This window comes from Erwinia pyri, assembly GCF_030758455.1.
Taxonomy (GTDB): domain Bacteria; phylum Pseudomonadota; class Gammaproteobacteria; order Enterobacterales; family Enterobacteriaceae; genus Erwinia; species Erwinia pyri.
The window spans coordinates 120,389-143,814 of the sequence record NZ_CP132353.1; the positions used below are offsets into that span (position 1 = coordinate 120,389).

Genomic DNA, 23,426 nt, shown 5'->3' on the forward strand with positions numbered 1-23,426 from the left:
TATGGGCATGTTATTATTTTTAATTATGTCGTGCTTTCCCTGATATTGGCGATGCAGGGTTTTTTTTATAGTATTTTCGTTGTTATCTATAGGTAGATATAAGGTACGGCATATTTTATGTAGGGTAATTTAAATGTAGGGATACGATTATGAAAGAAATTACATTACCTTCAAAGTTAATCGCGATGTTCGAAAGCGATCCTGTTGTAGGCTGGGCAGTAAAAGACAATAACTCCCGCTTTATCTACGTCAATAACACGTTTAAAGCCTGGCAAACTATCTCAACAAGTTATGATTACGAAGGCCTGAACATCAGGGATATTCCTGTTCCTGTGTCTGAGTTTGCAGATATCTTTAACCAGCAGGAACGGGAGATAGAGCGCACAGGTAAGCCGGTGAAAGCGATCACTACGCACATTCAGGGCAGAGAGAAGATAATGCAGCCTGCCTACAATATTCAGGAGCCGCTCTATGATGAACATCATAACTGTACAGGCACGGTTATCAGCGTCAGACCCGTCAGGATCATCACGCCAACCTCGTTGCTTAATGGAAAAATAATCCAGCACGCTACCTTCCAGTCCCCTTCTGAAGTATTTACCGAAAAAGAATGGGAAGTTGTTTACCTGCTGGACTGTGGCATGCGGCTCAAAGAGATAAGCAGTATTCTCTCAATCACCGTCGATGCCGTTAACGGCAGACTCCGGAGCTGCTACAGAAAAACAGGTTTGAATTCCCTGTCAGGTTTGAAGCAATACTGCAGGGATAACAGATTTGATAACTACATCCCGCAGTTCTTTCTCAAAAAAGGACATATCATAATCAGAGGCTGACCTGATGGACAGAGACCTGACTCCTGTTGAATATTACTTTGATCACTCTCTTTTTGGCTGGGCCATAAAGGACAGCGACTCCCGCTATGTTTATGGTAATAAGATCCTCTGTCACTATTTTGGTGTAACCGAAAATCAACTTCCGGGCCTTCTCGACACGGAACTTACGCCCGATATCAGCGAGTACTATGACCATATCCTCTGTGACGACCAGAAAATCCTGACCACAAATGAAATGAGCATAGTTCTCAAAACGTTCGATTACGGAAGACGAAACAGGCTCAGATCCTTTCTGGTTGAGAAGCGTCCCTGGCAGCTCGATAATGGCAGCGACGGCATTGTCTGTACTTACACAGAGATTACCAATGTCTACTTTTCCACCTTTCTTATGCCATGTGAAAGGAAGCCCTTTGTATTCACCCGACCGGCAAATATTTTTACAGACAAAGAGTGGGAAGTGATCCTGCTGTTGCAGTGTGGGGTAAAGCAGAACGCTATGCCGGACATACTCGGTATCAGCGCTTCAGCGCTTCGCAACCGGATAACACGTTGCTGTGATAAAACAGGCGTGACGAGCACCACCACGCTGCTGCAGCACTGCAATCAGAATGGATGGGATAACTACATTCCTCCTTTTTTTCTGACCAAGGGCCATGTGTCGGTTTCCTGAGTGGCTGCGGTTCTGGCCTCTGAGCCGGGGCCGGGCAGCTTAAAAAGCCTGACCGAAGATAAAAAAGTGGGGCGCTAAGGCCCCACATTGTTTCACGACTCGCTGTATGAACGACTATTCAGGCAGAGCGTAAACCACCACCTGGTCGCCTACCTGATCCTTCAGGATAGTATTACCGCCCGCGACGAACGCCACATATTGACGGCCTTTATACTCATAGACTGACGGATTCGCTACCGCAGGTGCCTCAACCTGATCGGACCATAGCTCTTCGCCATTATCCACTGAGTAGGCGCGAACTTTGGCATCCATTGAAGCGCCGATAAAGATCACGCCGCCCGCCGTCACTGCCGGGCCGCCGATAGTTGGTGAGCCCCAGCTTTCCGGCATAAAGAAGCCATACTGCTGCGATGCGCCAACCGGACGACGCCATTTCACGTCACCCGTATGCATATCCAGCGCCACGATTTCACCAAATGGCGGCTGCCAGCACGGCATGCCAAGCCAGTTATTCGCTACCATCAGACGCAGGCCGTAAGGAGCGCCTTCCTGCGGAGCAAAGCCGCTCTCGTTGCCGGAACCACTATCCGCTTTTTCATAATCTTCGCGGCTGTAGAGCTTCACATACTGCACAATGTGCGAGGTGTTGACGATCGCAATCTGTTTTTGCGGATCGTACGCCACGCCGCCCCACTGGACGCCACCGGCACTGTCCGGATAGGTTAACGCCCCTTCGCCTTTCGTGGTTGGCGGCGTGTACATACCTTCATAGCTCAGTTTATCCCACAGCCGTGAACACTGGCCGGCACCCACCATATCCGCCAGTTTCCAGATTTCAGGCTTTTTCGATTGATCGAGCAGCGGCGCCGGTTTTGTCGGGAATGGCTGCGTTGGCGAGAGCACTTCCCCCTGCACCGAACCATCGCCCTGCGGCACAGGACGCTCTTCAATAGGCCAGACATCCTCACCTGTCAGACGGTTCACTACAAACAGAAAGCCCTGCTTGGTAGCCTGAATCAACGCCGGGATCTGTTTGCCGTTTACTGTGATATCCATCAGCGTCGGCGCCGAGTTGATATCGTAATCCCACACATCGTGATGCACCCACTGGCGAGACCAGACCACTTTACCGGTGTTGATATCCAGCGCGGTGGTAGAGGTGCCAAGCGGAACAGGATCGACACGGTTACCGCCCCAGTAGTTGGGGGACGGGGAGGAGACCGGCAGATAGACCAGGCCATGAGCCTCATCGGCAGACATATGTGTCCAGACGTTGGCCGTACCGGTGCGTTTGCGGATTTCCGCCGGAATCGCTTCAAAGGTCCATTCGCGCTCGCCGGTCTGCGCATTGATGGAAAATACGGTGCCCGCAGGTGCTTCAGCATATGCCCAGTCTTTGCCGGCCCAGCCAACAAGCAGATGGTTACCGACTACGGTAGGCGGCTGCAGCACAGATAGCGGGTATTTGGCGTTAACCTTGTTCCACTGATTGAGATTCAGAACACCATTGTCGGCAAAGCTACGGCACGGCTTACCTGAATCGGCGTCCAGCGCATAGAGGTTGCCATCAACGGTGCCCATATAGACAATCTTCTGACACGCTTCTCCGGCAACCGGATTTTTTGCCTGCCAGTAGGAGACGCCACGGTTTTTCAGTACCGGCTGCGTCAACGCTTTGCGCGAGGATTTAGTATCGTATTGCCACTTCTCTTTACCTGTACCGGGATCCAGCGCAATCAGGCGATCAAAAGGTGTACCGATGTAGATCGTCTCGTTGGCAAAAACAGGCGTCGCTGACCAGACGGTGGCAGGGATATCACCTTTGCCATCCGAGACATCGCCGGTATGAAACTCCCAGATTTTCTTTAACTTGCTGACATTATCAGTGGTGATCTGTTTCAGCGGGCTGTATTTCTGTGCGTTAAGCTGACCATGAAAGCTGTCCCAGGTGGCAGAAGAGGGTACCAATGAAATTGCCGGATTACTGGCAGATTCGACTTTCTGGTCTTGGTGCTTGCCAGTTGACGCATCGTCAGTGGTTTTAGTGGTTCCCGGCTCTTGTTGATTGGCCGCATCCACACTGAGCTCTTCCCGTGCCCCCATAGAGGCTTCAGCGGCTTTATCCTGCGCCTGCAGCGTCAGCGGCGTGACCAGTAACGCCAGCGCCGTCATGCTGACTTTCATTAATGGAGAGTGTTTATCGTTATGCACAGGCGGCTCCTCAGGCTTTGACGCGATGATCGTGACGAACGGAATTGCTGCTCAGCGCAATCAGACCAATCAGGCCGACCACCATTGCTGCCGTAATGATGTACTGATGCAGCAGCGCGGCCGCAAAACCAATACCGAACAACATTAACAAAGTGACAATAATCAGGAAAATGCGTGCACCGCGACGGGAGGCGCCCCGTAAAATAAAGGTCAGTAGCGCCAGCACCGCGCTGGCGATAGCTACACCCAGCGCACCGATTGTACCGGTGACACCGGTGAGTGGCGTCAGCCAGGCGTATAAAGCCACCGCGAAGCCGATCACGGCTGCCAGTAGCAACAGTAAGCTGCCCAGGCGTGAGGGTTGAGATTGCAGCATGTCAGGAAGCACCTTATGAAAAATGAACAGGTAATAAATATGGAGTATCGGTGAATTTATGCGCCAGTTGTTCGCGCAAGACGAAGATTAAAAAACCAGTGCAGCGCGAGAAACAGCGGCATAGTTCACTAAACGTAACAGAGTATAGAAGATGGTTTTTTAAATGGAGCGTTCTGCATTGGACAGCATCCGGGTTATTAACTTGTCGTGATGTTGGCAATTTGTGGTTCTGGCACAGCACGCATCAAAGAAATTTAATGAGGTGAGGACTTTGAAAAAATATTAATTACCAGAACGCCAGCTAAAATCAGCAACATGCCTGCTATCGCCGGGAAATCAAGCTTTTGCCCACTGACCAACCAGCCCAGAAGGCTAATTAATACGATCCCAGCACCTGACCAAATTGCGTACGCAATACCTGTAGGGATGTTCGACAGCGTCTGGGCAAGAAGATAGAAAGCAGCACAGTAGCAAACAATGGTTGCTACAGATGGCCACAGGCGTGTAAATCCTTCAGAGTATTTCATCAGGGTTGTACCAATAACTTCAGCTATGATGGCCCCACCAAGCAAAATGTATGTATTCACGCCCTGACCTCATATAACAAATGTAAACATTCATTATATCACCCAGGGTCAGGTGTGTCTGAAGGCAGCGAATACTCCCTGTTGAATAACCATGATCAGCAGCGGTATAAAAGCTGAGGTCCATTAACTGATAGCAGGGCGGGTAGGTTTTCTCATCCGCCCACCCCTCAGCTCAAATCCACATCCTTATACCCAAAGAACCAGGTGACGGCGAAGCCCGCGATCCAGGAAATCACCACGCCTGCAGCGTACACCGCCATCCCGGCGTAGATCCCCTGGCCTGAGGTCATCAGCGGCAGCGCCACCAGACCGGAAGGGCCAAACACGGTGTTCAGCCCGACAGGCAAGCCCAGCCAGGCAACCAGACCGAGAAAGAAGCCGCCGCAGGCCCCACCGATACAGGCGGTGACGAATGGCTTAACGCGCGGCAGCGTCACAGCGTAAATCAGCGGTTCGCCCACGCCAAGCAGGCCGGGGATAATCGCGCCTTTTACCTGATTACGCGTCATGGAATGTTTTGCCGAGCGGTAGTAAAGCGCCAGCGCGGCGCCCACCTGGCCACCGCCAGCCATCGCCAGAATCGGGAACAGCGAGTTAAAGCCCTGCACATCCATCAGCGCAAAGTAGACCGGAATAAAGCCCTGATGCACGCCAAACACCACCGCAATCAGGAATAATCCCGCCAGGATCGCCGTGCCAAACGGGTTGCCGTTCAGGTGCAGGAACAGCCAGGACATCCCCTTAAACAGCTCGCCGCCAAGCGGCATGATCACCGTAAAAGTCAGCGCGCCGGTAATCAGCAGCGTCAGCAGCGAGGTCAGGATCATATCCAGATTATCGGGAACGATCCTGCGGATCTGCCGCTCAACCCGGGCGCCGAGGATCGAAGCCAGCAACACGCCAATAATATTGCCGCGCGGATCGATGCCCATGCCAAAGAAGGTCTCAATGCCGGAGAAGTAGCCCGTGGTGGCCGCCGGGTTATAGCCCAGCAAAAACAGCGAGGCGATAATGGCGCCGTTAACGCCGGAGCCGCCAAATGCTTTTTGCGCGTTATAGCCAATCAGGATCGGCAGGAAGGTGAAGAGGCCTTTGCCGAAGAGCTTCATGTAGCCGACGATATGCATCAGCGTGGCGTTCTTCTCCGCCGCGTTAGCGATCAGCGTTTGCTCCAGTAATGTGGCAAAGCCCAGCAGCATCCCGGCGGCGATAAAGCCGGGAATTAGTGGGGTGAAGATGGTAGCAAATCTGGCGAGGAACTGATGAACCGCGCTGGTCTGCTTCGCCTTCATCTTCTGTTTGGTGTCGCTGGCCGTTGCCGCCAGCGCGGGCGCGTCAGAAGCCTGCTGCGCCAGCACCCTGTTCATTATCTCTGCGGCACTCTGCGCTTTGCCGGGGCCGAGGATGATCTGTAGCTGCTCCTCGCTGTTCACCACGCCCAGCACGCCCGGCAGCGCTTTCAGGCTGGCGCTGTCCGTAAGAGTCTCATCTCTCAGCGTCAGACGCAGACGGGTCATGCAGTGCCCGCAGGTTTCAATATTGCCGTTGCCGCCAACTCTTTGCAGAATCGAGGCGATCAGCTGCTCCGTGATTTTCGCCATCGCTAGCTCCCGGCGTTGTGTAGCGCCTGACGGATAAATCCGCCGTTATCTTTTAAAAGCTGCCGCGCCTGTTCAGCCTGCAGATTGCCCAGCACCATAACGATGGCAGTTTTACAGTGGTTGCCGCAGGCGTTCAGCGCCGCAGTGGCGGTCTGAAGATCGCAATCGGTCGCCTCCTGCACAATGTTTATCTGGCGCTGTACCAGCTTCTTATTGGTGGCTTCCACATCCACCATCAGGTTGCCGTAGACCTTGCCGCTGCGGATCATCGCGCCGGTGGTGAGCATATTCAGCACCAGTTTCTGCGCGGTACCGGCCTTCATGCGCGAGGAGCCGGTGACCACTTCCGGGCCGACAACCGGCACGATAGCGATATCGGCAATCTGCGTCATCTCGCTGCCTGCGTTACAGGTCAGGGCGGCGGTGGTCGCGCCCAGGCTTTTTGCGTAATTCAGCGCCGCAATGACATAAGGCGTGCGGCCGCTGGCGGCAATGCCTACCAGCACATCCTTGCTGTTAAAGCCGAGATTTTTCAGATCTTCCACCCCCAGCGTCAGGCTGTCTTCAGCGTTCTCAACGGCCTGCAAAATCGCCTGATGCCCGCCAGCAATCAGCCCCACCACCTGTTCGCGCGGAGTGCCAAAAGTTGGTGGGCACTCACTTGCATCGAGGATCCCCAGCCTGCCGGAGGTGCCGGCACCGCAGTAGATCAGGCGTCCGCCTTGACTGAAGGCTGCCACAATAGCCTCTACAGTTTGCGCAATAGCGGGGATCGCTTTCTCTACCGCCAGCGCAACTTTCTGGTCTTCAGCGTTGATAACCTGCAGCATCTCTTCGGTAGAGAGCATATCGATGTTTTCGCTCGCGGCGTTGCGGCCTTCAGTGGTCAGGACGGAGAGATCGATTTTCATAACTTACTCGCTGGTTGGTTCAGATCCGGAAACGGCCCGGACTTCGGATGGAATATTTAATTATTAAAAGTTAATTATAAAGGAATAAATTATTCTTTTAACGCTAACTGTGAGCGGGTTCATAAAGTTTGCCGCAATGCGCCACTTCAGATAACCGGTGCAGCACGCTAATTTAGCAGTGCCGCCAGCGGGGTAACAGCAGGGTGTGGGGCAATGATAAGGTGGCTGATGGCCTGCTCAGGGTGGCGAATAAGCGTAAAGGCGTGTAAACCGGCCCGCCGCGCGTAAAAAAGTCAAAACTGCAGCGATTTATTTTGTAGAATTCGCTCAGTACGCCTCAGGGCTGACGGTGTTCAATCTGGAGAAATTATGAGTAAGTCGAAGATCGTATTGTTATCAGCAGTGTTGTTGAGTGCCCTGCCGGCGATGTCCACTGCTTACGCAGAAGGCGAGCAGGCTCAGCAAGTTCAGACTACCGAAGGGCAGGACCCGGCAGCACAGGAGCAGGCCGCGCCAGTCCCGGATACCGATCCTACCGGTGAAGCACCGGACGCCAACGCGCAGGGCGTCACCTCCCCAGGCCAGACGCCGGACGTGCAGTCGCCAGCGGAAAAGAAACTGGATGTGCCAGAGAAGCCCGATCCGGCTCACCCCTATGCGGTTAAAACCTTCTTCGCGGATTTCCAGCGCTTCAATATCGGCAGCGTGGTTCCCGACCGCTACCGCACCAAGAAATATGAAATCGTTGACTGGAAAACCCGCAACCTGCCAAAACCGGCGGAAGGCACCAACTGGACCTATATGGGCGGTAATTACGTGCTGATCTCTAAAGCGGATGGCAAAATTCTGCAGGCGGAATCTGGCGACATTTTCTACCACCAGTAATAAAAAAACGGAAACCGCGTTCGCTGGTTTCCGTTTTACTCTCCCGTCCGTTCCCCTCTCCTGGCCCCCTTAAGCGGCCGGAGTCAGTTTACCCACTCCAAAAAGATAGCGGCAGGTGGAGAACAGGCACAGGCTGTAGCCCAGCAGTTCGCACCCCTCTTCCGCCATATTTTTTACCGTACGGTTATAGCCATCCAGCATCAGATGCTGCCAGAGGTCATGCTGACCAAACAGGCGCGAGAAGATCAGGATGGTGAGCATACCCGCGCACATCATTCCCCAGCCGGGATGACGGAGATAGGCAGCAAGGCCAGAGACTATCTGACGCGGCTGGCGCAGGGCTGCCCCGACGCAGAGCAGCGTTGTCGCTAACGCAAACCAGACCCAGCTTCCGTGGGAAATCTCATCAAACAGAAAATCGAGTTCACGGATCAGCATACAACTGAAGAACCCGCCGACCAGCACATAGAGGGGCCGGAGAGGGGCCTGCCGCCAGGCTCGGGCAAAATAGAGCAGGGCGATGATCAGCAGCATCCCTTCCTGCGCAATTTCCGTAAAGGAGGTTTCATGGACAGCATCGTTCATCCATCGCACATCAATAAATACCAGCCCCATCATGGCGCTGAGAAAAGCAGCACAGCCCAGAAAAGCAAACGCCCTGTTTCGGATAAAAAGTAAATCAGAATGCACAACAGCCCCCTTATTATGATTAGGGGGGCGATTATAGGAACAAGGGGTGTCAGGTCTTGCCAATTCATGCCAGTAACACGTTGGCAGCACAGAGAGATCATTTTGCGGGGTGGGCGGACGGGCCGGCACCGGCCCGCCCGCTTAATCAGAGCGCGACAGGATATTTTTGCTGCTGCTTTGTGAACCAGACCGCAGGAACCAGATGGGGCGCTTGCGTTAACTGGTCGATGCCGTTTTCAATAATGACCGACGCCTGCTGCCACAGCTCCCGGTTGCCTGCGGTAAGCAGCGCAATCTGGATCCGCTTCTCTACCAGATAGACGCGGGCAAAATGGGGGTCGAAAGGGATAATAGAACGCGTATTATCGATGATATCCGCCAACTTGATGGTCTGGGCATCCGGCGAGGCGAGCGCAGAGTGCCGGAAATGGGCAACTTTGCGCGCGGCGCGGTTTCTCGCTTCCGCAGGATGGCTGTCCGTCAGCATCTCTACCAGCGCTGCGACCTCCGCGCCAAAATGGCTGGTGATCTCATTCAGCGTGCTGGCGGTATCTTCTACCGTGTCGTGCAGCCAGGCGGCGGCCAGCATCACCTCATTGTCGGTGACGCTTCTCACCAGTTCGACCACCGCCGCCGGGTGAACAATATAAGGTTCACCGGTATATTTCCGTTGCTGCCCGGCATCGGCGTGGGCTTTAGTGGCATACCGTCGTGCCTGTTCTTCCAGTGTGAGCATTCGCCTTCTCCCGCAGGTAAAATTTCGCTTGCAATTGTATCGTGTGCTATTTATATTTTTAGTCATGACTACCGTTAAAGATGACAAAAAAGCCCAGGACGCGCCACTGTTGCTTGACCAGCAGCTCTGCTTTGCGCTCTATTCCGCCAACCTGGCGCTGCACAAGCTCTACCGCCAGCTGTTAACGCAGCTTGAGATCACCTACCCGCAATATCTGGTGATGCTGGTACTTTGGGAGCGGGATGATGTCACCGTTTCTGATATTGGCGAACGTCTGTTTCTGGACTCCGCCACGCTGACGCCGCTGTTAAAAAGGCTGGAATCAGCCGGGCTGCTTCATCGCCAGCGCTCACGCAAAGATGAGCGGCAGGTGATGGTCACCCTGACAGAGCAGGGCCGTGAGCTGCGCAGTAAAGCCGTAAATATTCCCGATACGGTGTTCTGTGCCACCTCCTGCGACGATGAGACGCTCTCCTCGCTGAAAACGAATCTGGAAAAGCTGCGCGATAACCTGAACAGTTAAGCGCTGGCTGCTAAATTAAAAAGAGTTCAGTCTATAAGATAAGTAGCGCGCGATTAAATCGCACAACAAACTAATCAGGAGTCTCATTATGTCTTTAGAAAAAGTTGTTTATACCGCAAAAGCCAAAGCCACCGGCGGCCGTGATGGTCGTGCAACCTCTTCCGACAACGTGCTGGACGTCAAGCTGGGCGTGCCAAAAGAGATGGGCGGCGCAGGCGGCGAAGCCACTAACCCGGAGCAGCTGTTTGCCGCCGGTTATTCTGCCTGCTTCCTGGGCGCGATGAAGTTTGTAGCGGGCCGCGACAAAATCTCTCTGCCAAAAGAGGCGTTTATTGAAGGCGAAGTGGGTATTGGCCCGATTCCGACCGGTTTCAGTATCGAAGTGAAACTGAACATCCACCTGGAAGGTATGGATCCGGCAGAAGCGCAAAAGCTGGTCGATGCGGCACACATTGTCTGCCCATACTCCAACGCCACCCGCGGCAACATTGATGTGACGCTGAATATCATCAACTAAGTTCCTCTTTCCCTTTCCGCAAGGGAAGGGCGACGAGCACCGCCAGCCACCGTTCACTCCGGTGGCTGGATCTACTGACACTACCCTTCTGTAACGAAAATGCAGCGTCTGTCCCGACGGCGTCACCTGCCCGCAGATCGCCCTTCTGCCATGAAAAGGCAGATCTGCCTCTCTGCATGGCCCTTCTTTTCGTCACAGTATCGTTACGTTTGCGAACATAATAAATCCGTGTTGCACCTCGTATATTCACCGCAGACGATTACGCTTACTTAGCAAACTAATGACTCACCCAGCCCGGACAACCTTCTCAGGAGAGAAACATGCTTAAATCCCGTATTGCAGCCCTGCTGCTCGGCACGCTGCTGGTCAGCGGCAGCACCTTTGCTGCAGAGACCACCATCAAACCTACCCGTGGCACCATTGACTCAGTAAGCGATTCTGCAATGCAGATCACCACCCGCCAGGGCGACAAGCTGGATGTGAAAATCACCGATCAGACCAAGGTGAACAGCGTCAGTAAAGCCAAAATGAGTGATATCAAGCCAGACAGCTATATCGGTACGGCGGCGGTGCCGATGGCAAACGGCGAGCTGAAAGCGCTGGAAGTGCATGTCTTTGCGCCAAGCCTGCGCGGGAGCGGTGAAGGTTTTAACCCGTTTGAATCTGCGGACGGTAAAGTAAACACCATGACCAACGGCACCGTGGGTAAACTGGTTCACTCCAATGGCCGAACCCTGACCGTGAAAGTGAAAGATATGGAAAAAACCGTGATCGTACCTGATGATGTGCCGGTGGTATTGCTGGAGCCGGGCGATCGCAGCCTGTTGAAAGCTGGTACCAAAGTGGTGCTGTTCGGGGCAAAAGATGAGCAGGGTAACCTCACTGCTCGCGGCGTTGCGGTAGGTAAAGATGGCCTGACCCCACCGATGTAACCCGGAGTGTGACCATGTCGGCTTCTGCAACAAAACGGGTTCACCCCTGGCCCGTCCGGCTCTGTCACTGGCTGAACGTGCTGGTGATGGTCGGCATGGTGATGAGCGGGTGGGGTATCTATAACGCCTCGCCGCTCTATTCCTTTACCTTCCCCCAATCTCTGACGCTGGGCGGCTGGCTTGGCGGCAATCTCGCCTGGCATCTGGCAGTGATGTGGCTGCTGTTTGTCAACGCGCTGATCTATCTGGTGTGGGGCGTGTTCAGCGGGCATTTCCGCCGCCGTTTCTTCCCCTTCAGCGCCGGCACGGTTATCAGAGACGCCGGTCTTGCGCTTCGCTTCCGGCTACCTCATCAGCATAACGACTATAACGCGGTGCAAAAGCTGCTCTATGTTGCGGTGTTACTGCTGGGTACGCTGCTGGTACTCTCCGGGCTGGCTATCTGGAAGCCGGTGCAACTGAGCAAGCTGGTTGCTCTGCTTGGCGGTTTTGATCTGGCCCGCTACGTCCACTTTTTTGCCATGAGCGGCCTGATGCTTTTTGTCGTGGTGCATGTGGTGATGGTGCTGCTGGTGCCAAAAACGCTGCCCGCGATGGTGACGGGTGGCAGAAGAAAGGAGCCTGCCGATGAGTGAGAAACCAAAAATTATCCTGGAGCCGGAGCAGCGTAAAAAGCTGGTGAACCTGGAGCGCCGTTTACTGTTACGTTCCGGGCTGACGCTGGGCGCAGTGTCGATGCTGACGGGCTGCAATCTGCAGGATGGCGATGAGGTCGATAAAGTGCTGTGGGCAATGTCCCGCTGGAACGATCGGGTTCAGGCCTGGCTGTTCAGCGGCAGCAAACTGGCGCAGACCTATGACGAGTCGCAAATTACCCGGCCATTCCGGTTTAACGCCTTTTATCCCGAATATAACGTGCCGGAGATCGATCTGGGCGATTATCGCCTGGAGGTCTCCGGCAGCGTGGAGAAGAAAACGCCGTGGACGCTGGAGCAGCTGCAGCGCCTGCCGCAGAGTGAGCAGATCACCCGGCTGATCTGCATTGAGGGCTGGAGCGCTATCGGCCAGTGGAGCGGCGTGCCGCTGAAAACGTTTTTACAACACGTGGGGGCCGATCTCACCGCTAAATATGTCGGCTTCAAGTGTGATGATCGCTACTACAGCAGCCTGGATATGCCCTCTGCGCTGCATCCGCAAACCATTCTGGCGCTCGATTTTGATAAAAAACCGCTGCCGCCCGATTTCGGTTATCCCCTCCGCCTGCGCATTCCCACCAAGCTGGGTTTCAAGAACGCCAAGCATATCCGTGAAATCTTCGTCACTAACCAGAACCCCGGCGGTTACTGGGAAGACCAGGGCTATAACGGTTTCAGCGGCATCTGAGTAAGCTCATTTTTTAGTCTCTTTTGGGCTTATTCCGCCGATTGAACTGAAAAATTGCGCGTAATGTGATTAACTACGCCGCTTGTGTGAGGGCCTCTCCTTCGCTCACGCCTCCTCCTGAGCCTTGCCGCAGGAGGTTAATCGACCTGCTTTCCGAACTCTGGCGAAACGGCACGGTCTGATTAGCGTTTAAGATCCGTTTAAGTTACGCCGGGAAAAAGGTTGCATGAATTACATAAAATCACTGACTCAGCAGAAGCTGTCGCTTGTGCTGGCATTTTACATCGGTATCTTCCTGAATATACCGGTCTTTTACCGCCGGTTTGATCCCTTCCTCAGTCATTTCAAAGCGTTACAGTGGGTTTCCGCCGTGGCTGAAGTGGTGGCCATTGTCCTGCTGACCTTCTTCCTGATGCGTCTGTTGTCGCTGGGCGGCAAAGTGTTCTGGCGTATTACCGCCACGGCGCTGGTGCTGATTTCCGTTGCGGCAAGCTACTATATGAGCTTCTTCAACGTGGTGATTGGCTACGGCATCGTCGCCTCGGTGATGACCACCGATACCGATCTGTCGAAAGAAGTTGTCGGTTATCACTTCGTCTTATGGATGGTGCTGGTCAGCGCCATCCCTTTGCTGCTGATCTGGCGCAACTCGCTGCGCCTGACGCTGATTGAACAGCTGAAAACGCCGGGCCAGCGTATTAAACCTCTGCTGATCATGCTGCTGGCGGTGGCGCTGGTCTGGCTGCCGATCCGCTTCTTCGACAAGCAGCAGAATATTAATGAGAAACTCACCAACGTCGATCTGCCAAGCTATGGCGGCGTGGTGGCACACTCCTATCTGCCCTCTAACTGGCTCTCTGCGCTCGGCCTGTTTGCTTACACCAGCTACGACGAGAAGATGGACAGCGAAGACCTGCTGGATCCGGCGAAGCAGTTTACCTACACGGCGCCCGCTGCCGGGCTGGATGATACCTATGTGGTGTTTGTGATTGGCGAAACCACACGCTGGGATCATATGGGGATGCTGGGTTATGAGCGGGATACCACGCCGAAACTGTCGAAAGAGAAGAATCTGGTCGCCTTCCGCGGGGAATCCTGTGACACCGCCACCAAGCTCTCTTTGCGCTGCATGTTTGTGCGTGAAGGAGGAACGGATGAAGGTCCGGGCCGCACGCTGAAAGAGCAGAATGTGTTTGCGGTACTGAAAGCGTTGGGCTTCAGTTCTGAGCTGTTCGCCATGCAGAGCGAATTATGGTTCTACAACAACACCAACGCTGATAACTTCGCCTTCCGCGAGCAGATCGGCTCGGAAAAACAGAATCAGGGCAAATCTGTCGATGACATGCTGCTGATCCCGGAGCTGAAAAAGTCATTAGATCGCCATCCACAGGGCAAACATCTGGTGGTGCTGCATACCAAAGGCTCTCACTACCTCTACTCCCAGCGCTATCCGCGTGAGTTTGCACGCTATCAGCCAGAGTGCATGGGTGTGGATCACTCCTGTACTAAAGCGATGTTGATCAACGCTTTTGATAACTCTGTGCTCTATACGGACACGGTGCTGGAGAGCGTGTTCGACCAGCTACGGGATAAAAAAGCGATCGTGTTTTATGCGGCTGACCATGGCGAGTCGATCAGTGAAAATATGCATCTGCACGGTACGCCGCGCGATATGGCACCGCCGGAGCAGTTCCGCGTGCCGATGATTGTCTGGGCTTCTGATAAATATCTGGCTGACCCGGCAAATCTGGACGCCTTCGATCGGCTGAAAGCGCAGCAGCGCGTGGGGGAAACCCATCGCCATGTTGAGCTGTTTGACACCATTCTGGGCTGCCTGGGCTACACCTCACCCAATGGCGGCATCAAAGAGAGCAACAACTGGTGTGCCGATCCGAAAAAGGCCGCAGCGCCTGCGGACAACAAAGCGTGACCGGCTGTTAAACCTGCTTTCAAAGCCCGGATCTTTCCGGGCTTTTTTATGCCTGCTCTTCGCCCGCGAGAGAGGGCAGCATAATATCCTGTTGCCGAAAAATGACTCTTACGCAAAAAAGTCCATTTTTTGCCGGTAATTCTCCCGGCAAACCCTTCTGGCGCCTGGCTTCAGCCGCTTAATTCGCGCCGCGTTACGCTTATGACCGTTATCGGGTTGTTGATGATTTCTTATGCCACTGTTGCAGCATATTTAGCTGGATAAGATGACATAAGCAAAGCGTATCGTTCATAAAAAAGGCACCTGGCCGACTAATTTAATCGTTTTTTTTCAGAGCAAATTGCCATGATTAAAGGTAAGGGCATTATGTTTGTCTGGCATTTTGCGCGTGAAATAAACGTTTCCTCTGGAAATGTTATGAATTGGTTTTTTTTATGTTTGCTTGCTGTTTCTCACACTCTGTGTAAATACCTCACAGTTGTATTGACGTTGCTTGCAACTGTTGACAAATTGATGCCTCGACGAGAAGGGAAGCGGATTAGTCTGATGGTAACTTTTCAGGCTCGCTCTCTCCTCAACTGCCGAAAGGCAACGCGCAAAGACCGCACTTAAAAAAATACAGGGTCTTGCGGAAGTGCACACAACACCACATCACAATTGGAGCAGAAGCATGCGTATTTCTAAAACAGGGATGCTGAAGGTAGGTCTGAGCCTGATCGCTCTGACCGTTGCCGCTGGCGTCCAGGCTAAGACCCTTGTTTATTGTTCAGAAGGGTCGCCTGAAGGCTTCAACCCACAGCTTTTCACTTCCGGCACCACTTACGATGCCAGCTCTGTACCGATCTATAACCGTCTGGTTGAGTTTAAAATCGGCACCACTGAACTGCAGCCTGGCCTGGCTGAAAAATGGGACGTGAGCGAAGATGGCAAGACCTACACCTTCCATCTGCGTAAAGGCGTGAAGTGGCAGACCACCAAAGATTTTAAGCCGACGCGTGACTTCAACGCAGACGACGTGGTGTTCTCTTTCGAGCGTCAGTTGGATGCCAACAACAAATATCACGGCGTCTCCGGCGGCAGCTATGAGTACTTCGAAGGCATGGACATGCCGAAGCTGATCAGCAAAATCGAGAAAGTGGACGAGAACACCGTGCGTTTCGTGCTGACCCGTCCGGAGGCTCCTTTCCTGGCTGACCTGGGCATGGACTTCGCTTCCATTCTGTCTGCAGAATATGCGGATAACATGCTGAAAGCGGGCACCCCGGAAAAAATCGACCTGAACCCGGTCGGTACCGGCCCGTTCCAGCTGCTGCAGTACCAGAAAGACTCACGTATTCTCTACAAAGCGTTTGACCAGTTCTGGGGCACCAAGCCAAAAATCGACCGTCTGGTCTTCTCCATCACGCCGGATGCTTCCGTGCGTTACGCCAAGCTGCAGAAAGGCGAATGCCAGGTGATGCCGTACCCGAACCCGGCTGACATCGCCCGCATGAAGGAAGATAAAAATATCAACCTGATGCAGATGCCAGGCCTGAACGTCGGCTACCTCTCCTTCAACACCGAGAAGAAACCGCTGGATAACCTGAAAGTGCGTCAGGCGTTGACCATGGCGGTTAACAAGAAGGCGATCATCGAGGCGGTCTATCAGGGTGCTGGCCAGGCGGCTAAAAACCTGATCCCACCAACCATGTGGAGCTACAACGACGCGGTGCAGGATTACGCCTACGACCCGGCGAAAGCGAAAGAGCTGCTGAAAGAAGCAGGCATGGCAGACGGTTTCTCTATCGACCTCTGGGCGATGCCGGTACAGCGTCCTTACAACCCTAACGCGCGTCGTATGGCTGAAATGATCCAGAGCGACTGGGCGAAAATTGGCGTGAAAGCCAAGATCGTTACCTACGAGTGGGGCGAATATCTGAAGCGTGCTAAGGCCGGGGAACACCAGACCGTGATGATGGGCTGGACCGGTGATAATGGGGATCCGGATAACTTCTTCGCCACCCTGTTCAGCTGCGCCGCGGCTAAAGATGGTTCCAACTACTCTCGCTGGTGCTACAAGCCGTTTGAAGATCAGATCCAGCCAGCCCGTGCTGAAGCCGATCACAACAAACGTATTGAATACTACAAACAGGCTCAGGTTGTGATGCATGACCAGGCGCCTGCGCTGGTTATCGCGCACTCTACGGTGTATGAGCCAGTCAGTAAGAAAGTAACCGGCTATGTGGTTGATCCATTAGGTAAACATCACTTCGAGAACGTTGATATTCAGGAATAACAGTCGGGGCCGGTCGGCCCCCTCTTGCCCCCTGTCGGGCCGCTCTTTTGCGGCCCCTCTCTAAGTCGTACCGCTCGGAAGCAAAAGAATTGTCTGTGCGCCCTTCGGGGCGTCGCGACGGAGAATATCCGTCGCAAGATGTGAGCAAATATAATCCTTCAGGCCATGAGTCTGCGGGAACTAAAAGAGAATCCGGAATATGTTGCAGTTCATACTCCGACGTCTGGGACTTGTTATCCCGACGTTTATTGGCATCACCCTGTTAACCTTCGCGTTTGTGCATATGATCCCGGGCGACCCGGTGCTGATTATGGCTGGCGAACGCGGTATCTCTCCTGAACGTCACGCGCAGTTGCTGGCCCAGATGGGTCTGGACAAGCCGCTGTGGCAACAATATGTCTCCTACGTCTATGGCGTGCTCCATGGCGATTTGGGCATCTCGCTGAAAAGCCGCATTCCGGTCTGGCAGGAATTCGTTCCCCGCTTTAAAGCGACGCTGGAACTCGGTTTCTGCGCCATGATTTTCGCCGTTGCGGTGGGCATCCCGGTTGGGGTTCTGGCTGCGGTGAAGCGCGGTTCCATCTTTGATCACACCGCTGTCGGCATCTCGCTGACCGGCTACTCCATGCCGATTTTCTGGTGGGGAATGATGCTGATCATGCTGGTCTCCGTGCAGCTGAACCTGACGCCGGTTTCCGGGCGAATAGGCGATACGGTCTTCCTGGATGACAGCCAGCCGCTGACCGGCTTTATGCTGATCGATACCCTGTTCTGGGGCGAGCCGGGCGACTTCAAAGATGCGGTGATGCACATGATCCTGCCTGCCATCGTGCTGGGCACCATCCCGCTGGCCGTTATCGTCCGTATGACCCGTTCCGCGATGCTGGAAGTGCTGGGCGAAGACTACATTCGTACCGCGCGTGCCAAAGGGCTGACGAGAATGCGCGTTATTGTGGTTCATGCGCTGCGCAACGCCATGCTGCCTGTGGTGACCGTTATCGGTCTGCAGGTGGGGACGCTGCTGGCCGGGGCCATTCTGACCGAAACCATCTTCTCCTGGCCGGGTCTGGGCCGCTGGCTGATCGATGCGCTTCAGCGTCGTGACTATCCGGTGGTACAGGGCGGCGTGCTGATGGTGGCCATTCTGATTATCGCGGTCAACCTGCTGGTTGATGTGCTCTACGGCGTGGTTAACCCGCGCATTCGCCACAAGAAATAAGGGGGCCAGGATGTCTTTAGTCGATCCAGGCAGCGTGAGCGCTGCACCCAAGCCCATGACCCCTCTGCAGGAGTTCTGGCACTATTTTAAACGTAACAAAGGCGCGGTTATCGGGCTGGTTTACGTGGTTCTAATGTTCCTTATCGCGATTTTCGCTAACTTTGTCGCGCCGCATGCGCCTTCCGAGCAGTTCCGTGATGCGCTGCTGCATCCGCCGGTCTGGCAGGATGGCGGCAGCTGGAAGTTTATCTTCGGTACCGATGACGTGGGCCGTGATGTGCTTTCCCGCCTGATGTATGGCGCGCGGCTGTCGCTGCTGGTGGGCTGTCTGGTGGTGGTGCTGTCGCTGATCCTGGGCGTGGTCTTTGGCCTGATCGCCGGTTACGTGGGCGGCGCAACGGATGCCGTTATCATGCGTCTGGTGGATATCATGCTGGCGCTGCCAAGCCTGCTGCTGGCGCTGGTGCTGGTGGCTATCTTCGGACCGTCGATCGTCAACGCCTCGATAGCGCTGACCTTTGTCGCCCTGCCGCACTATATCCGTCTGACGCGTGCAGCGGTGCTGGTAGAGGTGAACCGCGATTATGTTACCGCCTCCAACGTGGCCGGTGCGGGCGCGCTGCGTCAGATGTTTATCAATATTTTACCAAACTGCCTGGCACCGCTGATCGTGCAGGCTTCTCTGGGCTTCTCCAACGCAATCCTCGATATGGCTGCGCTGGGCTTCCTGGGTATGGGTGCGCAGCCGCCGACGCCGGAGTGGGGCACGATGCTCTCCGACGTGTTGCAGTATGCGCAGAGTGCCTGGTGGGTGGTCACCTTCCCTGGGGTGGCGATCCTGCTGACCGTACTGGCATTTAACCTGATGGGCGACGGCTTACGCGACGCCCTCGACCCGAAACTCAAGCAGTAAAGAGGCACCAGATGGCACTATTAAATGTAGACAAACTGTCGGTGCATTTCGGCGACGAGAAGGCACCGTTTCGCGCGGTAGACCGCATCAGCTACCAGGTTGAACAGGGCCAGGTAGTGGGCATTGTGGGGGAGTCCGGCTCCGGTAAATCGGTCAGCTCGCTGGCGATTATGGGGCTGATTGATTTCCCCGGCAAAGTGATGGCAGACAAGCTGGAGTTCAACCAGCGGGACCTGAAACGCATCTCTGAAAAAGAGCGCCGCCAGCTGGTGGGCTCGGAAGTGGCGATGATTTTCCAGGATCCGATGACCAGCCTCAACCCCTGCTACACCGTGGGCTTCCAGATTATGGAGGCGATCAAGGTCCATCAGGGCGGCAACAAGAAAACCCGCCACCAGCGGGCAATCGATCTGCTGAACCAGGTCGGCATCCCTGACCCGGCTTCCCGTCTTGATGTTTATCCGCATCAACTCTCCGGCGGGATGAGCCAGCGCGTGATGATCGCCATGGCGATTGCCTGTCGGCCAAAGCTGCTGATTGCTGATGAACCTACCACCGCACTGGATGTGACTATTCAGGCGCAGATCATTGAGCTGCTGCTCGATCTGCAACGCCAGGAGAATATGGCGCTGATCCTGATCACTCACGATCTGGCGCTGGTGGCCGAAGCTGCCCAGCACATCATCGTGATGTATGCCGGACAGGTAGTGGAAACCGGTAAAGCGGTCGATATCTTTAAGGCGCCGCGTCATCCCTATACGCAGGCTCTGCTGCGTGCGCTGCCTGAGTTTGCCGCTGATAAAGCGCGGCTCGCGTCGCTGCCGGGGGTTGTGCCGGGTAAATATGACCGCCCGACCGGCTGCCTGCTGAATCCGCGCTGCCCGTATGCGACTGACCGTTGTCGTGTTGAAGAACCTGAACTCCGTGATATTCCGGGGCGTCAGTCCAAATGTCATTACCCTCTGGATGATGCCGGGAGACCAACTTATGAATCCTGAACAAAACTCTGCGCTGTTAATGCAGGCGATCGATCTGAAAAAGCATTACCCGGTGAAGAAGGGGATGTTTGGCCAGGAGCGGCTGGTGAAGGCGCTGGATGGCGTCTCCTTTAACCTGGAGCGCGGTAAAACGCTGGCGGTGGTAGGTGAGTCGGGCTGTGGTAAATCCACGCTCGGTCGCCTGCTGACCATGATTGAAACCCCGACCGAAGGGCAGCTCTTCTACCAGGGGCAGGATCTGCTGAAGCACGATCCGGCGGCGCAGAAGCTGCGTCGTCAGAAAATCCAGATTGTGTTTCAGAACCCCTATGGCTCGCTGAACCCGCGTAAAAAGGTCAGCCAGATCCTGGAGGAGCCGCTGCTGATTAACACTTCTCTGAGCAAAGCCGAGCGCCGCGAAAAAACGCTGGCGATGATGGCGAAAGTGGGCCTGAAGACCGAGCATTACGATCGCTATCCGCATATGTTTTCCGGTGGCCAGCGCCAGCGTATCGCGATTGCACGCGGCCTGATGCTGGATCCGGACGTGCTGATTGCCGATGAACCGGTGTCGGCGCTGGACGTTTCGGTGCGTGCTCAGGTGCTTAACCTGATGATGGATCTGCAGCAGGAGCTGGGCCTCTCTTACGTCTTTATCTCGCATGACCTCTCCGTGGTGGAGCACATTGCGGATGAAGTGATGGTGATGTATCTGGGACGGTGCGTGGAGCGGGGCACCAAAGAGGCGATCTTTGCTAATCCGCGTCATCCGTACACCCAGGCGCTGCTCTCCGCCACGCCACGTCTGAATCCGGACGAGCGTCGTGAGCGCATCAAGCTGACCGGGGAGCTGCCAAGCCCGTTAAGCCCGCCGCCAGGCTGCGCGTTTAACGCCCGCTGCCGTCGTCGTTTCGGACCCTGTACCCAGATCCAGCCGCAGCTGAAGCAGTATGGCGAGCAGCAGATTGCCTGCTTCGCCGTTGACCAGGATGAAGGTCAGCCGGTTCCCAACTAAAGCGGGCAGGCAGGGCAGAAGGGCGGATCCGGGATCCGCCCTTTTTTATGGGTTAAAACGATAAGAAATCCAGGGCGTTACCAGCGGGCATCGCACATTGCAGTCAGGACCGTTTCTTTCTGCAGGCTTCACTTTCTTTCCGGGTTGCCGCATAAAGTAGGGGAAGCGGGGCGACGAAAAGTGACTTATGTCAAATATTTACCTCCGCCAGCACAAAGTTTGATAACTTCTTCTAAAGTATTGCTAAAGATAAAAAAGATTGGTATCCCCTTTCTTTGTTCGCATTTCTCACATTGCAAAATTTTTTAATTAACCCGACGAAATTATTTAATTAAGACAAATAATAACAAAGTTGATTGATTGTCTGCGTAGTCATTTATTTTATCTGTTCTGGAGAGTTAATTATTCACTCCACTGACGCTTACCTGGCGATAAGAATAATCTGATGCGAATAATAATTGTATGCTATATTGCCGCAAAATCCCCCCACTCCTCGCGATCGTTCCCATGAAAAGTTATGATGACCTGCAGCGTTTTAAAGAAAAAACGCAAACAAACCATATCGAATTCAAGGACATGTCTGATCAGACGATGAATTCAGACGCGGCCAACTGGGCAATCATCAAACAGCTGATAAACGAGGGATCGGAAGCGGCATTAGGTAATGGCCAGCTGACGGATATCGCTGCGCCACAGCCTATTGCCGGCGATACTTTTACGGCCCCGCATACCTCTTTACAGGCATTACTGACGCAGCCTCACTCGCTGCGACCACAGCCTGTAGCGGAGGCTTCCGTACAGCCGCACAGCGTGGCGGCCTTTGTAGCAAAACCGGCGGCAGCGCAGATTGGCGCTTCGCTGCTGGAAAGCATTTCTGCTTCGCTGAAGCCTGTTGCCACAGAGGAACCCGCGCCAGCGGAGCCTGAATCAGCCGCAGTGCCCTCTGCTCAGGCGTCAAATTCGTTAGCCGCAGCCAACCCGCTGGCGGCGGCTCAGACGGTAAATTCGTTAGCCGCAGCGCAGGCATTCAATCCGCTGGCGGCTCAGACGGTAAATCCGTTAGCCGCAGCGCAGGCAGCCAATCCGCTGGCGGCGGCCCGGACGGTAAATCCGTTAGCCGCAGCGCAGTCCACCGGGCCAGCGCCGGCCTCGTCTCTGATGGCTTCTCTGCCGGTGGCACCTTCTGCCGCCACAACGCCTTCTGCGGCGGTCACTTCGCAGCCGGCCGCTGCTGCACAAAACGCGCCTGCGCAACCCACAGCGGATCAGCCGCCACGCTTCAGGCAGCTGTTCAGTTCAGAGCCTGCCTCAGGCGCGATTTCTAAAGATACTTTGCTGCAACCTCTGCTGGAGAGAATTGCCTCATGCCGTTAGTTTGCGTTTGTTCTCCCAAAGGTGGCGTGGGTAAAACCACCATGGCTGCCAACCTGGCTTACACCCTTGCCCGTGGCGGCAGCAAAGTGCTGGCTATCGACTTTGACGTGCAAAACGCCCTGCGTCTGCACTTTGGTGTTCCGCTCTCTGATGGCCGCGGCTACGTGGCAAAATCGGCGGAATCGCCCGACTGGAGCCAGTCAATTTTAACCACCGGCGGCAACATTTTTGTGATGCCTTATGGTGACGTAACGGAAGAGCAGCGTGTTGAGTTTGAAAATAATTTATCGCGCGACCCTAACTTCCTCACCCGCGGCCTGCATACCGTCCTCAACTATCCAGGCCTGGTGATTGTGGCGGATTTCCCGCCAGGACCTGGTCCCGCCCTCAAGGCCATGACCGATCTTGCCGATTTACACCTTGTAGTGATGCTGGCGGATACCGCTTCGCTGTCGCTGCTGCCGCAAATCGAAAACGACAGGATGATTGGCGGCGCGCTTAATCACCGTTCAGGACACTACTTTGTGCTGAACCAGAGCGACAGCCGCCGCAATATCAGTCGTGACGTGACGGCCTTTATGCAACAGCGACTGGGTGATCGGTTGCTTGGCGTGGTGAATCGCGATGAGAGCGTGGCGGAAGCCAATGCCTCGCAGCAGTCCATCTTTGATTTCAGCCCGGTGTCGGCTGCCGCTTTTGATATTGAGATTGTCGGCAAGCGCATTGCCGCCCTGCTCAACATCACCGTCGGCGATGGTGAGATGCAGGCTCCGCTGAGATCGCGTTAATCGACGGCGATGCCGTCGGGTAAGGATGCCTGAAACACCGCAGTGGGTTCACTGCGGTAAAAATAATAGTCCCGCTTTTC

General features: G+C 54.6%; 23 protein-coding genes. 16 read left to right on the forward strand and 7 right to left on the reverse strand.

Annotated elements, in window-relative coordinates:
• Nucleotides 1–149 precede the first annotated feature (149 nt).
• On the forward strand, nucleotides 150–833 hold the full coding sequence (locus Q3V30_RS00585) for a helix-turn-helix transcriptional regulator (protein WP_306209472.1): 684 nt from the start codon (nucleotides 150–152) through the stop codon (nucleotides 831–833).
• A gap of 4 nt (nucleotides 834–837) precedes the next feature.
• On the forward strand, nucleotides 838–1,503 hold the full coding sequence (locus Q3V30_RS00590; protein ID WP_306209474.1) for a helix-turn-helix transcriptional regulator: 666 nt from the start codon (nucleotides 838–840) through the stop codon (nucleotides 1,501–1,503).
• Nucleotides 1,504–1,617: 114 nt separating this feature from the next.
• Here Q3V30_RS00590 and Q3V30_RS00595 read toward each other — a convergent pair whose 3' ends face one another.
• From Q3V30_RS00595 to murQ, 5 genes are all read right to left on the reverse strand, one after another.
• A complete protein-coding gene (locus Q3V30_RS00595; protein ID WP_306209476.1) occupies nucleotides 1,618–3,714 on the reverse strand; it encodes a pyrroloquinoline quinone-dependent dehydrogenase in 2,097 nt (698 codons plus the stop codon).
• A 10-nt stretch (nucleotides 3,715–3,724) separates the two neighbouring features.
• The gene (locus tag Q3V30_RS00600; protein WP_306209478.1) at nucleotides 3,725–4,090 is read right to left on the reverse strand and encodes a hypothetical protein; all 366 of its coding nucleotides are present in this window, start codon (nucleotides 4,088–4,090) and stop codon (nucleotides 3,725–3,727) included.
• 254 nt (nucleotides 4,091–4,344) lie between these two features.
• Nucleotides 4,345–4,677 (reverse strand): EmrE family multidrug efflux SMR transporter, encoded by a 333-nt coding sequence (locus Q3V30_RS00605; RefSeq protein ID WP_306209480.1) that lies wholly within the window; start codon nucleotides 4,675–4,677, stop codon nucleotides 4,345–4,347.
• A 167-nt stretch (nucleotides 4,678–4,844) separates the two neighbouring features.
• On the reverse strand, nucleotides 4,845–6,278 hold the full coding sequence (gene murP / locus Q3V30_RS00610) for a PTS N-acetylmuramic acid transporter subunit IIBC (RefSeq protein WP_306209482.1): 1,434 nt from the start codon (nucleotides 6,276–6,278) through the stop codon (nucleotides 4,845–4,847).
• 2 nt (nucleotides 6,279–6,280) lie between these two features.
• Nucleotides 6,281–7,189: an N-acetylmuramic acid 6-phosphate etherase gene (murQ, locus tag Q3V30_RS00615; protein ID WP_306209484.1), complete on the reverse strand. Its 909-nt coding sequence runs from the start codon at nucleotides 7,187–7,189 to the stop codon at nucleotides 6,281–6,283.
• A 369-nt stretch (nucleotides 7,190–7,558) separates the two neighbouring features.
• Here murQ and Q3V30_RS00620 point away from each other — a divergent pair, with 369 nt between their 5' ends.
• Nucleotides 7,559–8,074: an RcnB family protein gene (locus Q3V30_RS00620; RefSeq protein ID WP_306209486.1), complete on the forward strand. Its 516-nt coding sequence runs from the start codon at nucleotides 7,559–7,561 to the stop codon at nucleotides 8,072–8,074.
• Between the two features lie 69 nt (nucleotides 8,075–8,143).
• Here Q3V30_RS00620 and Q3V30_RS00625 read toward each other — a convergent pair whose 3' ends face one another.
• Together Q3V30_RS00625 and Q3V30_RS00630 are read right to left on the reverse strand one after the other, a co-directional pair.
• A complete protein-coding gene (locus Q3V30_RS00625; protein WP_306209488.1) occupies nucleotides 8,144–8,764 on the reverse strand; it encodes a hypothetical protein in 621 nt (206 codons plus the stop codon).
• A 145-nt stretch (nucleotides 8,765–8,909) separates the two neighbouring features.
• A complete protein-coding gene (locus tag Q3V30_RS00630) occupies nucleotides 8,910–9,500 on the reverse strand; it encodes an HD domain-containing protein (RefSeq protein ID WP_306209490.1) in 591 nt (196 codons plus the stop codon).
• Between the two features lie 64 nt (nucleotides 9,501–9,564).
• On the opposite strand from Q3V30_RS00630, the gene Q3V30_RS00635 reads away from it, so the two are divergent.
• The 13 genes from Q3V30_RS00635 to bcsQ all read left to right on the forward strand — a co-directional run bounded on the left by Q3V30_RS00635 (nucleotide 9,565) and on the right by bcsQ (nucleotide 23,346).
• Nucleotides 9,565–10,023, forward strand: a complete 459-nt coding sequence (locus Q3V30_RS00635) for a MarR family winged helix-turn-helix transcriptional regulator (protein ID WP_306209492.1) — start codon at nucleotides 9,565–9,567, stop codon at nucleotides 10,021–10,023.
• An 88-nt stretch (nucleotides 10,024–10,111) separates the two neighbouring features.
• Nucleotides 10,112–10,540 carry an organic hydroperoxide resistance protein gene (locus Q3V30_RS00640; RefSeq protein WP_306209494.1) on the forward strand — a complete coding sequence of 143 codons (429 nt, stop codon included), beginning with the start codon at nucleotides 10,112–10,114 and terminating at the stop codon, nucleotides 10,538–10,540.
• Between the two features lie 320 nt (nucleotides 10,541–10,860).
• Nucleotides 10,861–11,472 (forward strand): hypothetical protein, encoded by a 612-nt coding sequence (locus Q3V30_RS00645; RefSeq protein WP_306209496.1) that lies wholly within the window; start codon nucleotides 10,861–10,863, stop codon nucleotides 11,470–11,472.
• 14 nt (nucleotides 11,473–11,486) lie between these two features.
• A complete protein-coding gene (locus Q3V30_RS00650) occupies nucleotides 11,487–12,107 on the forward strand; it encodes a cytochrome b/b6 domain-containing protein (protein WP_306209498.1) in 621 nt (206 codons plus the stop codon).
• Nucleotides 12,100–12,855 (forward strand): molybdopterin-dependent oxidoreductase, encoded by a 756-nt coding sequence (locus Q3V30_RS00655; RefSeq protein WP_306209500.1) that lies wholly within the window; start codon nucleotides 12,100–12,102, stop codon nucleotides 12,853–12,855. The genes Q3V30_RS00650 and Q3V30_RS00655 overlap by 8 nt, the downstream gene beginning before the upstream one ends.
• Nucleotides 12,856–13,081: 226 nt before the next feature.
• Nucleotides 13,082–14,785, forward strand: coding sequence for a kdo(2)-lipid A phosphoethanolamine 7''-transferase (gene eptB / locus Q3V30_RS00660; RefSeq protein ID WP_306209501.1), 1,704 nt, complete (start codon nucleotides 13,082–13,084; stop codon nucleotides 14,783–14,785).
• A 670-nt stretch (nucleotides 14,786–15,455) separates the two neighbouring features.
• Nucleotides 15,456–17,060, forward strand: coding sequence for a dipeptide ABC transporter periplasmic-binding protein DppA (dppA, locus tag Q3V30_RS00665; protein ID WP_306209502.1), 1,605 nt, complete (start codon nucleotides 15,456–15,458; stop codon nucleotides 17,058–17,060).
• Between the two features lie 199 nt (nucleotides 17,061–17,259).
• A complete protein-coding gene (gene dppB / locus Q3V30_RS00670) occupies nucleotides 17,260–18,279 on the forward strand; it encodes a dipeptide ABC transporter permease DppB (RefSeq protein WP_306209504.1) in 1,020 nt (339 codons plus the stop codon).
• A 10-nt stretch (nucleotides 18,280–18,289) separates the two neighbouring features.
• Nucleotides 18,290–19,192: a dipeptide ABC transporter permease DppC gene (gene dppC / locus Q3V30_RS00675; protein ID WP_306209505.1), complete on the forward strand. Its 903-nt coding sequence runs from the start codon at nucleotides 18,290–18,292 to the stop codon at nucleotides 19,190–19,192.
• An 11-nt stretch (nucleotides 19,193–19,203) separates the two neighbouring features.
• Nucleotides 19,204–20,190, forward strand: a complete 987-nt coding sequence (gene dppD, locus Q3V30_RS00680) for a dipeptide ABC transporter ATP-binding protein (protein ID WP_306209507.1) — start codon at nucleotides 19,204–19,206, stop codon at nucleotides 20,188–20,190.
• Complete coding sequence (dppF, locus tag Q3V30_RS00685) at nucleotides 20,180–21,184, forward strand: dipeptide ABC transporter ATP-binding subunit DppF (protein WP_306209509.1); 1,005 nt, start codon at nucleotides 20,180–20,182, stop codon at nucleotides 21,182–21,184. Before dppD ends, dppF begins: the two co-directional genes overlap by 11 nt.
• Nucleotides 21,185–21,691: 507 nt before the next feature.
• Nucleotides 21,692–22,558 carry a cellulose biosynthesis protein BcsO gene (bcsO, locus tag Q3V30_RS00690; protein ID WP_306209511.1) on the forward strand — a complete coding sequence of 289 codons (867 nt, stop codon included), beginning with the start codon at nucleotides 21,692–21,694 and terminating at the stop codon, nucleotides 22,556–22,558.
• On the forward strand, nucleotides 22,549–23,346 hold the full coding sequence (gene bcsQ / locus Q3V30_RS00695) for a cellulose biosynthesis protein BcsQ (RefSeq protein WP_306209514.1): 798 nt from the start codon (nucleotides 22,549–22,551) through the stop codon (nucleotides 23,344–23,346). Before bcsO ends, bcsQ begins: the two co-directional genes overlap by 10 nt.
• Nucleotides 23,347–23,426 lie beyond the last annotated feature (80 nt).